The sequence below is a fragment of the Pantoea sp. genome, assembly GCF_032114055.1.
Lineage (GTDB): Bacteria > Pseudomonadota > Gammaproteobacteria > Enterobacterales > Enterobacteriaceae > Pantoea.
In genome coordinates this window covers 353111-365132 of sequence record NZ_DAMCTB010000001.1, presented here as the reverse complement: position 1 = coordinate 365132, position 12022 = coordinate 353111, and the positions used below count along the sequence as shown (strand labels likewise).

Below are 12022 nucleotides of genomic sequence, written 5' to 3'. Positions count from 1 at the left end.
CCATCGACCCCCACCATGTCAAGGTGGTGCTCTAACCAACTGAGCTAAGAGCGCATACTGAATATTGGTGCGTCCGAGTGGACTCGAACCACCGACCCCCACCATGTCAAGGTGGTGCTCTAACCAACTGAGCTACGGACGCACTTGGTGCGCTCTAATGGACTCGAACCATCGACCCCCACCATGTCAAGGTGGTGCTCTAACCAACTGAGCTAAGAGCGCAACATGCTGTCAGGGCGACAGCGGGGACGAATATTAACGGCAGCGTGTAAGGCTGGCAAGGGGAAAATCGTATTTTCGCCACGACTGCGCAGCAACTGTGCTAACCGTCGGTTTTTTGGGCGCTGCGGGCCACGAATGGCCCGCATAAAGACGATTATCGCGCGGCGCGCGCCAGAATAACGTCGGCAGGGGATTGCTGTAACCGCCTGATGCGCCAGAGCATCATCACGGCAGCCGAAGTCAGGCCAATAATAAAGCCGCACCAGAAGCCAGCTGGCCCCATGCGCGGCACCAGCCAGTCGGTCAGCGCCAGCAGATAGCCTGCGGGCAGTCCCAGCAGCCAGTAGGCGATAAAGGTGATAAAGAAGATAGATCGCGTATCTTTATAACCACGCAGGATGCCGCTGCCGATAACCTGTATCGAATCGGAGAACTGGTAGATAGCGGCCAGCAGCATCAGTTGTGCGGCCAGCGTCACCACTTCGGGATTGTCATTATAGAGCAGGGCAATCTGGTGACGGAACGTGACGGTAAAGAGCGCCGTCAGGGCCGCCATGGTGATCCCCACGCCCTGAGCGGTCCAGGCGGCGACCCGTGCCTGCTCAGTGGAGCCCTGGCCCAGACGATAGCCGACACGGATAGTGGTCGCGACACCCAGCGAGAGCGGCAGCACAAACATCAGCGAACTGAAGTTCAGCGCAATCTGGTGGCCCGCCACGTTAACAATGCCCAGCGGCGAAACCAGCAGGGCGACGACCGCAAACAGCGTGACTTCGAAAAACAGTGCCAGAGCCACCGGCAAGCCCAGCGCGACCAGGCGACTCAGGATCACCCGCGACGGCGGCGACCAGCGGCTCGCCATACGGATGTCACGCATGCTTCCCATCCGGCGCATCCAGAAGCGCATACAGATAAACATCACCCAGCAGACCGACGCCGTCGCAACACCGCAGCCGACACCGCCTAAAGCGGGCATGCCGAAGTGACCATAGATAAAGATATAGTTCAGCGGGATATTGAACATCAGCCCCAGGAAACCCAGCACCATGCCGGGCTTGGTTTTCGACAGCCCTTCACACTGGTTACGCAAGACCTGAAAGAAAAGGTATCCTGGTGCGCCAAACAACAAGGCGTGCAGATAGCTTTCGGCCTTCAGCGCCAGTTGCGGATCGATATCATGCATCGCCCGGAGCAGATAACCGGCATGCCACAGCAGTACCATAATCAGCAATGAGACGAAAAAGGCGAGCCAGTAGCCCTGGCGGATCTGTTCAGCGATGCGTTCGCGGCGGCCTGAACCGTTGAGTTGCGCAACGGTGGGCGTCAATGCAAGCAGAAGACCATGACCAAACAGGATGGCCGGGAGCCAGACAGAGGTGCCGACAGCGACGGCGGCCATATCCGTGGCGCTGACTGCGCCGGCCATAATGGTATCCACAAATCCCATTGCGGTCTGAGCCACCTGAGCCAGGATGACAGGAATCGCAAGGGCCAGCAATTGACGCGCTTCTGTTAAATACTTCTGCACGTTAACACCTGACAAGTTAATGAAATTAAAAGGGCAGAGACGCCCGGAAAATTGCGCGAGTAAGTGTAACTGGCGCAACCGCATTCGCCAATCTTTGTCACACGATGCGTTTTATGACTGTGCTGGCGGGTGCGTAGGGGCTGAAATCCAACAGCGAACCTGAGCTGTGATAGAATAGCCCAAACTTCGCAGAGGCAAAGACTATGTTTACCGGTATTGTGCAGGGCACCGCTGAAATCGTGTCCATTGAAGAAAAAGAGCTGTTTCGTACCCATACTGTCCGCCTGCCGGAGGAACTCCTGCCGGGACTGGCGCTGGGGGCATCTGTTGCGCATAACGGCTGCTGCCTGACTGTAACGGCCATCAATGGCGACCTCGTCAGTTTCGATCTGATTAAAGAGACACTGCGCGTCACTAATCTTGGCGATCTGCGTCAGGGCGACGTGGTCAACATTGAGCGTGCCGCGAAGTTCGGCGATGAAATTGGTGGCCACCTGATGTCGGGTCATATTATGACCACGGCGGAAATCTGCAAGATTATCCAGTCGGAACATAACCGTGAAGTCTGGTTTAAAATTCAGGATCCGCTGCAGATGAAATATATCCTGCATAAAGGCTTTGTCGGTATTGATGGCATCAGCCTGACAGTGGGTGACGTCACTAAAACTAAATTCTGTGTTTATCTGATTCCGGAAACGCTGGAACGTACCACGCTGGGCGCGAAAACCTTTGGTCAGCGGGTTAATATTGAGATCGATCCTCATACTCAGGCAATAGTCGAGACCGTTGAGCGCGTCTTAGCCCAGCGCGATGCCGAAGCGGCGATGAACGTGCTGACCGGCCAGCCTGCCGCAGAAAGTGAATAAAAGGCGCTTACGCGCCTTAATCCGCGATGATAAAACTGTGTCCTGTTTGCCGTGATACTGCAACGTCGCAGAGAACGGGAGCAGGCCTGAAAGAGGCTAAATTCACGCTGTAACAGGCCCCGCCGGATCCGCATACTGGCGCCCTTCATCCCCGGAGGTGTGCACCTTTCCAGGCTGACACAGAGCGTTTATCAGGCCCGCCTGCATGTTTTCCGGACGGCGGGGCCCTTTCTTTTCTGCGCCTGTTTCCTGCGCATTAAGCCTGTTCGCAGCGGTAAGACCCAGGCAGCATCGCCATGCCAGCCGGACGCTAGCGCGCGACCCGCAATCCGCCCTCCACACCCCGACTGAAGACGATCTGCCACAGCTGGATATCGCGCGCGCGGAAGGCCCCGGCGCAGGCGTTAAGATAGTAGATGAACATCCGTTTAAAACGTTCACCGTAGCTGTCGGCCAGTTCTGGCCAGGCCTGTAAGAAACGCTCATGCCAGGCCATCAGGGTTTTGTCGTAATCGGCTCCGAAGTTGTGCCAGTCTTCCAGAATGAAATGGGGTTCGCTGGCATCCGCGATGTGACGCACCGAAGGCAGGCAGCCATTGGGGAAAATATATTTGTCGATCCAGGGGTCAACACGCATATCCGTCTTGATCGCGCCAATCGTGTGTAAAAGAAAAAGCCCGTCTGGCTTCAGGTTGCGATCGACGACGTCAAAGTAGGTGGCGTAGTTTTTCGGGCCGACATGCTCAAACATCCCCACCGAAACGATGCGATCAAACTGCTCGTTAAGATCGCGATAATCCTGCAACAGAATAGTGACATCTAAGCCGCTGCAGCGCTGCTGCGCCAGCTTCTGTTGTTCGGCGGAAATAGTCACGCCCTGCACGCTGACACCATAATGACGTGCGGCAAATTCCGCCAGCCCGCCCCAGCCACAGCCGATATCCAGCAGCGACATCCCTGGCTTCAGCGCCAGCTTACGGCAGATCATATCCAGCTTGGCTTCCTGAGCGGCTGCCAGCGTCGTGGCCTCTTTCCAGTAGCCGCAGGAGTATTGCATGCAGGGGTCGAGCATCAGTGAGAAGAGGTCGTTACCCAGGTCGTAATGCTCTTTGCCGACAATCCAGGCCCGTTTTTTTGATTGCAGATTAGTTAAGCGCGCGGCGGCGATACGCAGCGTGTCTTTGAAGTGATGCGGAAGCTGCTGATCAAGTCTGTGCTTAAGCACGCGATGGAAGAACATATCCAGTCGATCACACGTCCACCAGCCATCCATATAGCTCTCACCAAGCCCGAGCGACCCCTCCTGCAGGACACGCTTAAAAAAACCGGGATGAGTCACCTGAATATCCCAGGGACGTGAGCCGTTAATCCCGATATCCGCTTTTTCCAGCAGTTCATGAACGATGTGAAACCAGGGATTCTCTTCAGGGCTTACTGCTTCTGCATAAGATGAACTCATAGCTTTTCCACCACCTGTCCAGTCTGTGCCTGTACAAAGAGTAGCCAATTTGTCAGGCGTTGAGAAACGTAACGGATGACTCCGCACACCGGTTATCTGTGTGGTACAGAGGACTGGAATGGCCTGCTACAGGGCGGAAGGCAGGAATAACGCGTGCAGATACCGTCCCGGCAACAGGCTGCCAATCAAGTTACTACGTTATTATGTTTTTGAATTGCTACAGATTAGTTGACCCGCATGAGTGTATGCTCACGCGGGTCAATATTCAATGGCTTATTGTTAGGAGTCTAACTAAAAGTCACTGTATTACTGATTATCCTGGCAGGCAGGCTGAGAGGAGGCAACAACCGTTTGTGCGCTTGCGGCACGCTGCATGGCATAACCGATCAGCGCGAGCAGAATCGTCACCGTCATGATCAGCGTAGTGGTAAACAGGGGCTGGGTTAAGCCAGCCGACACGGCCAGACTGGCGATGAAGCAGAGTCCCAGCTGCAGCGTGTTCTGCAGCGCGGCCGCTTTACCGGTGGTATGCGGGAACGGCATCAGCGCACTGGCAACCACAATCGGGTAGATTGCGCCGTTTGCCAGCGCCATGCCGCAGAATGGCACCATCAGGCCAGCCAGGGTGCTGCTGCCTGAAAGCGCCACGGCGAACAGTGCCAGAATGCTCAGGCTGTAAATCCCCAGCAGCGCGGGCAGGAGCTGTACGCCATTAAAGCGGTTGAGCAGGGCACGACAGCCAAACCCCCCAATCAGAAAGGCGAGCGTCTGCGGCACGTAGCTCAGGCCGATATCGGCGGGCGTCAGACCCAGATCCGCCAGAATAAAGGGGGAGCCGGTCAGCCACGCAAAAAAGCTGGCAGAGCAGGCAGAGTAGATCAGCACATTGCCGCTGTAGAGACGTGATTTCAGCAGGGTAAAGAAGCCAGGCTGCGAGCCTTTCTCTTCTGCAGCCTTACGCACGCTGGGCAGACGCAGGGTCACAAGGATTAGCGCGACCGCAATCAGCGTCAGCACCAGAAAAATGGACCGCCAGTGGAAGTGACCGATAAGCCAGGCACCCAGCAACGGAGCAAGGGCCGGGGAAAGGGCAACCAGCGGCATGATTGTGGCAAAAACTTTGCTGGCGCGGGCGGCAGGATAGCGGTCTACCACCAGCGCCTGCCAGCTCACGGCAGCGGCACAGACGCCTATCGCCTGAACGAAACGCAGTACCAGCATCAGAGAGATATCGCTGACCCACAGCATGCCGGCGCAGCCAACGGCAAACAGCGTGAGGCCAGCCAGCAAGACCGGCTTGCGGCCAATCCGATCCGAGAGAGGACCCCAGAAAAGCTGACCACAGGCGAAGCCCGCCAGAAAGAGGCTCATACTGGCGCTGATCAGCCCGGGCGAGGTATTAAAGGTCTGCTGCATCGCACCGAATGCGGGCAGGTACATATCCGTGGCCAGAAAGCCCAGCATACTCAGCAGGGCAAGATAGGGCATAAATCCTTTGTTCGATAACATCTGATTCTCATGGTTGCAGGATAAACGCGGCAGAGTGTAAAAGGTGCGTTCGCTGCTGTGAAACGGTAATATTTGCCGATTGCTGTTAAAATTTTTGAAGGCAGATTATGTGGTCAGAATATGCATTAGAAGTGGTGGACGCGGTGGCCCGCGGAGGCAGCTTCAGCGCGGCAGCCCAGGAGTTGCATCGGGTGCCCTCTGCCATCAGCTATACCGTGCGCCAGCTTGAGCACTGGCTGGCAGTCCCGCTGTTTGAACGTCAGCATCGGGAAGTGGTGCTGACCCCGGCAGGTGAGCATTTTGTCCGCGAAGGGCGCAGCGTCATCAAAAAAATGCTCGCCACCCGCAGACAGTGTCAGCAGCTGGCAAATGGCTGGCGCGGCCAGCTGAGTATTGCTGTTGACTGTATCGCCAAGCCTCAGCGTACCCGCCAGCTGGTCAAAGATTTCTATCGCCACTTTCCGGACATGGAGCTGAGCATCAGTTATGAAGTGTTCAATGGCGTCTGGGATGCACTGGCTGATGGGCGGGTGGAGATCGCGATTGGCGCAACCCAGGCGATACCGGTAGGCGGCCGCTTTGCCTTTCGCGATATGGGTACGCTGAACTGGCGCTGCGTGGTCGCGCCCGACCATCCCCTGACCCAGGCGAGCCAGATAGATGATGACACGCTGCGCAGCTGGCCGTCACTGGTGCTGGAAGACACCTCACGGGCACTGCCACGCCGCATGACGTGGACGCTGGATAATCAGCGCAGGCTGGTCGTGCCGGAGTGGCAGACCGGGCTGGAGTGTGTGCAGGCAGGATTGTGTGTGGCGATGGTGCCCGGTCATCTGGCCAGGCCGCTGCTCGACAGCGGCGATCTGGCCGAGCTGACGCTGCCGGTTCCCTTTCCGGACAGTCCCTGCTGCGTCAGCTGGGCAGAAGATCGTGCATCACCCGCGACAGGCTGGTTGCTCAGTTATCTGGGCGATGCGCAGACGCTTAATCAGGAGTGGTTGAGCGAAGATTAACGTCGGTAGTCACGGAACGGGCCATCGGCCACGGAACGACGTTCGATCAGCGTCGGGTGAACCTCGATGGTTTGCGACACTTCACGTTTGCTGGTGATGCGGTCAAGCAGCATATCCAGCGCTTTTTCACCCAGTTGGGCTTTGGGCTGATGAACCGTGGTCAGGGCGGGTGCGAAATAGCGCGCGTTGCGCACATTGTCATACCCGATCACCGAAATATCCTGCGGAACGCGCAGCCCCATCTCGTCGGCGGCGCAAATCGCGCCCATCGCCATGATGTCGCCGCCACAGAACACCGCTGTGGGGCGCTGTTTCTGCGACAGGATCTGCTGCATCGCCTGATAGCCTGACTCCGGCTCAAAGTCGCCCTGAACAATCCATTCGTTTCGTGGCTGAATACCCGCTTCTTCCAGCGCCTTCAGGAAACCGGCATGACGGCCGCCACCGGTATTACGCTCCATCTGGCCGGGAATAGCCCCGATATCACGGTGTCCGCGTTCAATCAGATAGCGGCCGGCCAGATAACCGCCCTGGAAGGCGTTGTCCAGCACTGTGTCGGTGAAGTCGGCGCGGGATTCGCCCCAGTCCATTACCACCATCGGGATATTACGGTTCTCTTCCAGCATCTGCAGCAGGTCGTCCGGGTATTCAGAGCACATCACCAGCAGACCATCTACGCGCTTCTGCGCCATCATACTAAGATAGGCGCGCTGCTTTTGCAGATCGTTATGCGCATTACCCAGGATCAGCGTGTAGCCTTTATCAAAGCAGTGATTCTCGACGGCTTCGATAATTTCTGCGAAGTAGGGCGCTTCGCTGGAAGTGGCCAGCAGCCCCAGCGTGCGGGTGTGGTTCACTTTCAGGCTGCGTGCCACGGCGCTTGGTGAGTAGTGCAGTTCCTTAATCGCCTGCCAGACCGCATCACGTGTCTCTTCAGCGACAAAGCGGGTTTTATTAATGACGTGCGAAACGGTGGTGGTGGAGACGCCAGCGCGTTTTGCCACATCTTTTATTGTTGCCATGAAAATCGGACTCCGGTGCTTATCTAACTGTATGATAAGCGTAGTGTTAAACGTTTGCGTCTGCTCAGGGTCTTTTTCGCAGAAATGCAGCGATTCTGGCGACGTACTCAGCCGCTGGCGGAAGAAAACACGCCTGAAAAGATGCGCAAACGGAATCAGCGTTACGCGTGTTGCGCAACAAAGGCGGGATTCTAACAAGGCTGGAGGGATAAAACGAGATTTTTACCCTGTCATGTGGGAAAATGGAGTAACCATGCAAACGGTAAGGTTAAGGAGCGAACTATGAGTCCCGATCTTAAACTGGCGTTAATGACTACTGTCGGCTGTCTGCTGATGATTGTGGCCTTTAGTTTTACCGCCATTCTGCACTAAAAAAAAGCCGGGGCTTTCCCGGCTTTTTTCTGGCTGTCATACGGCTCAGCGGATAGTTTTCGGCGTCATCACCCGACGGGCGCCGATGTAGTGGCGCTGCCAGTAATCCTCCCCCAAGGCGCTGATCTGGATATCTTTGCCGGTACGTGGCGACTGAATAAACTTGCCGTTACCCAGGTAAACGCCGACATGGTCGGCGGTGCCGCGGCCATTGATGCGGAAGAAGACCAGATCGCCTTTCTCAAGCGACTCACGTTTGATCGGCGCAGCATCACGCAGGTGGTACATCTCGTTCGCGGTACGTGGAATCTTAAACTTCACCAGATCTTTATAGGCGTACCAGACCAGGCCACTGCAGTCGAAACCCGTATGCGGGGACGTTCCGCCCCACTGATAGGGTTTACCCAGCTGGCCCATCAGCTTAGTCATCGCCGTTTCACGTGCTTTCTGGTAACGCTGACGGTGAGATTTACTCATTTTAATCGTGCCGGTTTCGCGGGCGTCCGCGTCGGCGGTTTTCAGCGTACGCTGATGACCATAACGTTTCTTTTCATGAAGCTTGCTGATACGGGCAGTTTTAAGCGAGGTCTTTTTAGCAGGTGTCTGTGTCGCGGTGAGTTCAGCTTTTTTCTGTTTCTTTGTTTTGAGTTTCTGAACTGGCGTCACGCGCGGTTTTTTTGTGGCCGTTTTAACCGTGCGACGCTTGCGACGTTCATCGTCGCGCGCACTCTTTTTCTCTGCTTTATGCGTACTGACGTTCACCGGCGCGTGAGGCGACGCAGCGGCGGTGTTGAAAAACAGTTGCGCAAAAGCCAGCATGAAAAGCGTAATGATTAAACGCATAGTCCGTGAGTAAGTTAAGTTGTCATGGCCACTACGCACCGTGACAAAGTTGAGATTAATCTGATCGAAGATCAGCGCCCAGGCCATTCTAGTCCAGTTCTTTTAAAAACTGTAAGGCCTTTTATTATTAATCTTTGTAACCAGCGAAATTGCGTCGAAAATGAACATTTTCAGCGTCTTATATCAGCAAAACTATTACGAATTATTAATCTGTTATCCGCTGTTAACCATCAGGAAATGTGATGCATTGCGACATAACTTAACCATGGTGGCTATTCAGGCGGGCAGCAGGCAAAATCTCGTTTTCAGTCACGCTGCGAAGTCGCTACAATAAACAAACACGAAGTCGCGAATTAAGGAAGGCAATTATGAGTACTGTAGAAAAAATTCAGCGCCAGATCGCAGAAAACCCGATCCTGCTGTATATGAAAGGTTCCCCGAAACTGCCAAGCTGCGGTTTCTCTGCACAGGCGGTGCAGGCGCTGTCAGCCTGTGGTGAGCGTTTTGCTTACGTGGATATTCTGCAGAATCCGGACATTCGTGCCGAGCTGCCGAAATACGCTAACTGGCCAACGTTCCCGCAGCTGTGGGTAGATGGCGAGCTGGTCGGCGGATGCGACATCATTGTTGAGATGTTGCAGCGTGGCGAACTGCAGCCGCTGATCAAAGAGACCGCAGAAAAATTTAAAGAAGCAGAATAACGAAAAGGCCGACATCACGTCGGCCTTTTTCATTGTGCAGGATTACGCCGGTTCCCCGGCTTCGGCAGCATCGCCGGCAAAGGGCAGCGGCCAGCCGCCCAGGCGTTTCCAGCGGTTAACCAGCTCGCAGAACAGGGTTGCCGTCTGCTGAGTATCATAGAGCGCAGAATGCGCCTGCGAACTGTCAAATTCCATTCCGGCAGCAATACAGGCTTTCGCCAGCACGGTCTGCCCCAGCACCAGTCCGCTCAGGGCTGCGGTGTCAAAAGTGGCAAACGGATGAAACGGATTACGTTTCAGGCTGGCACGTTCCGCTGCGGCAGACATAAAGTTCAGGTCGAACGTGGCGTTGTGCGCCACCATAATGGCGCGGTTACAGCCGCTGTCCTTAATCCCTTTACGTACCATTTTGAAGATAGCGTGCAGCGCTTCATACTCGCTGACTGCGCCCCGCAGGGGATTGCTGGGGTCGATGCCGGTAAAGGCCAGCGCTTCCGGATGCAGCAGCGATCCGGCAAAGGGTTCGACGTTGAAATGCAGCGTCTGATCAATCCCAATCCAGCCCTCTTCATCCATTTTCAGCGTAATAGCGGCAATTTCCAGTAACGCATCGGTCTGCGCATTGAAACCCGCGGTTTCGACGTCGATCACCACCGGGTAGAAGCCACGGAAACGTTGATTGAGTGCATTAGGGGAATTCGATTCAGACATCAGGATCTCACTGCAGAAAAAGGGCAGCGCGCATTATGGCAAAAAACAGGGCCGGGTGCAGCAGATAGAGCGCAGAGAAGGGGATTCAGCCTGCCCGGGCGGGCAGGCTGAGAGGTCAATTAGTTGCCAAGGCCTTTACCGGCATCTTTGTTTTCGATCAGTTCGATTTTGTAACCATCGGGATCTTCAACAAAGGCGATAATGGTCGAGCCACCTTTAACCGGGCCAGCTTCACGCGTGACCTTGCCGCCATCCTTGCGGATGCGTTCGCAGGCTGCTGCCGCGTCATCCACGCCCAGGGCAATGTGACCATAGGCATTGCCCAGATCATAGCTGTCGACACCCCAGTTGTAAGTCAGCTCGATGACAGCCCCTTCGCTTTCATCGGTGTAGCCCACAAAAGCCAGGGTGTATTTGTATTCGGTGTTTTCGCTCTGACGCAGCACGCGCATGCCCAGCACACGGGTGTAGAAATCGATTGAACGTTGCAGATCGCCAACGCGCAGCATGGTATGAAGTAAACGCATAACATCCTCTTTAAAATAAAAACGCCATCGCCGGATGACCCAGCGCTAAGTATAGCGATGAAAATCGCCGGTGAATAATGGCTGCCGTCATCGTCCCGGACGACAGCCGGACCCGCTTAAAGTGTCGGGTAATCGATATAACCTTCAGCGCCGCCGCCGTAAAAGCTTTCCGGGCGCTGCGGGTTAAGTGGGGCATCCTGCTGCAGACGTTCAACCAGATCCGGGTTCGCGATGTAATCACGGCCAAAAGCGACCGCATCGATCAGACCGCGACCAATCAAATCATCCGCTTTCTCAACGGTATAGGCACCGGCCCCAATGATGGCACCCGGGAAGAGATCGCGCACTTTCTGACGGAAAGCGTCAGTGTAAGGTTTGCCGCCCGCCCAGTCTGGTTCTGAAAGATGCAGATAGGCGATATTACGTTTTGCCAGCTCGCCGATGTACCACAGCGCCGCCTCTTCTTCATCCGGGCCGTTATCCAGATTCTGGAAACTGCCAATAGGTGATACGCGAATACCGATGCGATCGGCTGACCAGTTGGCGATGACCGCGTCAACGACTTCCAGTGCAAAGCGACCACGTTTTTCGATGCTGCCGCCATACTCATCGGTACGCTGGTTTGAATCAGGGGCCAGGAACTGATGGATCAGATACCCATGCGCCGAGTGCAGTTCAAGCAGGTCAAAATCCGCCTCGCGCGCGTTAGCGGCAGCCTGACCAAAATCGGCCACGATTTGCTGAATTTCCGCCACCGTCAGTTCGCGCGGTACAGACGTCTCTTCGCGATAAACGCTGCCATCTTCCGCACGCAGAGAGGTGCGGGTCCCTGCAGGCAGGGCCGAAGGCGCGACAGGCGCTTTGCCTTCCGGCTGCACGCTGTGATGCGAGATACGGCCGGTATGCCATAACTGTACGGCAGTGTGGCCGCCCGCCTGATGCACGCCGTCGTTAATGTCTTTCCACGCCGCGATCTGCTGCTGGGTGTGCAGGCCTGGCGCACCGGCATAGCCTTTCGCCTGGAAGGAGATCTGGGTCGCTTCAGTGATGATCAGACCGGCGCTGGCGCGCTGGCGATAATATTCTGCCATCATTGGCGTCGGGATGTCGCCTGGCTCAATGCTGCGCAGACGGGTCAGCGGTGCCATAAAGACGCGATTCGGGACGGTAATTGCGCCGACTTTTAGCGGACGAAACAGCTGGGTACTCGCCATAATAGCTCCTGATTAGTAGACCAGTCGTCTACAAA

Annotated in this window: 12 protein-coding genes and 3 tRNA genes (1 of these 15 only partly in view); 4 read left to right on the top strand and 11 right to left on the bottom strand. The window is 55.7% G+C overall.

The genetic code is table 11. The features are described 5' to 3' along the window. The 4 genes from RT657_RS01715 to RT657_RS01700 form a co-directional block, all read right to left on the bottom strand. A tRNA-Val gene (locus tag RT657_RS01715) sits at positions 1 to 54 on the bottom strand (it extends 123 nt beyond the left edge of the window). An 11-nt stretch (positions 55 to 65) separates the two neighbouring features. Next, a tRNA-Val gene (locus RT657_RS01710) sits at positions 66 to 142 on the bottom strand. A 3-nt stretch (positions 143 to 145) separates the two neighbouring features. After that, positions 146 to 222 (bottom strand) — tRNA-Val (locus RT657_RS01705). 154 nt (positions 223 to 376) lie between these two features. Then, the gene (locus RT657_RS01700) at positions 377 to 1750 is read right to left on the bottom strand and encodes an MATE family efflux transporter (protein ID WP_313651956.1); all 1374 of its coding nucleotides are present in this window, start codon (positions 1748 to 1750) and stop codon (positions 377 to 379) included. Between the two features lie 203 nt (positions 1751 to 1953). On the opposite strand from RT657_RS01700, the gene RT657_RS01695 reads away from it, so the two are divergent. After that, positions 1954 to 2616 (top strand): riboflavin synthase subunit alpha, encoded by a 663-nt coding sequence (locus RT657_RS01695; protein WP_313651953.1) that lies wholly within the window; start codon positions 1954 to 1956, stop codon positions 2614 to 2616. A 310-nt stretch (positions 2617 to 2926) separates the two neighbouring features. On the opposite strand, the gene cfa is transcribed toward RT657_RS01695, so the two are convergent. Both cfa and punC read right to left on the bottom strand, forming a co-directional pair. After that, complete coding sequence (cfa, locus tag RT657_RS01690) at positions 2927 to 4075, bottom strand: cyclopropane fatty acyl phospholipid synthase (RefSeq protein ID WP_313651951.1); 1149 nt, start codon at positions 4073 to 4075, stop codon at positions 2927 to 2929. Positions 4076 to 4381: 306 nt separating this feature from the next. After that, the gene (gene punC, locus RT657_RS01685) at positions 4382 to 5584 is read right to left on the bottom strand and encodes a purine nucleoside transporter PunC (RefSeq protein ID WP_313651949.1); all 1203 of its coding nucleotides are present in this window, start codon (positions 5582 to 5584) and stop codon (positions 4382 to 4384) included. A gap of 107 nt (positions 5585 to 5691) precedes the next feature. Here punC and punR point away from each other — a divergent pair, with 107 nt between their 5' ends. Further along, positions 5692 to 6597, top strand: a complete 906-nt coding sequence (punR, locus tag RT657_RS01680) for a DNA-binding transcriptional activator PunR (RefSeq protein ID WP_313651947.1) — start codon at positions 5692 to 5694, stop codon at positions 6595 to 6597. Here the strand turns inward: punR and purR are convergent. Further along, entirely contained in the window at positions 6594 to 7619 is a 1026-nt protein-coding gene (gene purR, locus RT657_RS01675; RefSeq protein WP_313651945.1) for an HTH-type transcriptional repressor PurR, read from the bottom strand. The genes punR and purR overlap by 4 nt on opposite strands. Before the next feature lie 282 nt (positions 7620 to 7901). Between purR and RT657_RS01670 the strand changes: the two genes are divergently transcribed. Then, on the top strand, positions 7902 to 7991 hold the full coding sequence (locus RT657_RS01670) for a YnhF family membrane protein (protein WP_313651942.1): 90 nt from the start codon (positions 7902 to 7904) through the stop codon (positions 7989 to 7991). 45 nt (positions 7992 to 8036) lie between these two features. Here RT657_RS01670 and RT657_RS01665 read toward each other — a convergent pair whose 3' ends face one another. Beyond that, complete coding sequence (locus RT657_RS01665; RefSeq protein ID WP_313652685.1) at positions 8037 to 8834, bottom strand: C40 family peptidase; 798 nt, start codon at positions 8832 to 8834, stop codon at positions 8037 to 8039. Between the two features lie 365 nt (positions 8835 to 9199). Here RT657_RS01665 and RT657_RS01660 point away from each other — a divergent pair, with 365 nt between their 5' ends. Then, positions 9200 to 9535, top strand: a complete 336-nt coding sequence (locus RT657_RS01660) for a Grx4 family monothiol glutaredoxin (protein WP_313652684.1) — start codon at positions 9200 to 9202, stop codon at positions 9533 to 9535. A gap of 42 nt (positions 9536 to 9577) precedes the next feature. On the opposite strand, the gene rnt is transcribed toward RT657_RS01660, so the two are convergent. The 3 genes from rnt to RT657_RS01645 all read right to left on the bottom strand — a co-directional run bounded on the left by rnt (position 9578) and on the right by RT657_RS01645 (position 11987). Then, entirely contained in the window at positions 9578 to 10246 is a 669-nt protein-coding gene (gene rnt / locus RT657_RS01655; RefSeq protein ID WP_313651940.1) for a ribonuclease T, read from the bottom strand. 119 nt (positions 10247 to 10365) lie between these two features. Then, positions 10366 to 10773, bottom strand: coding sequence for a lactoylglutathione lyase (gene gloA, locus RT657_RS01650; RefSeq protein WP_313651938.1), 408 nt, complete (start codon positions 10771 to 10773; stop codon positions 10366 to 10368). Positions 10774 to 10889: 116 nt separating this feature from the next. Next, the gene (locus tag RT657_RS01645) at positions 10890 to 11987 is read right to left on the bottom strand and encodes an alkene reductase (protein ID WP_313651936.1); all 1098 of its coding nucleotides are present in this window, start codon (positions 11985 to 11987) and stop codon (positions 10890 to 10892) included. Positions 11988 to 12022: the final 35 nt, after the last annotated feature.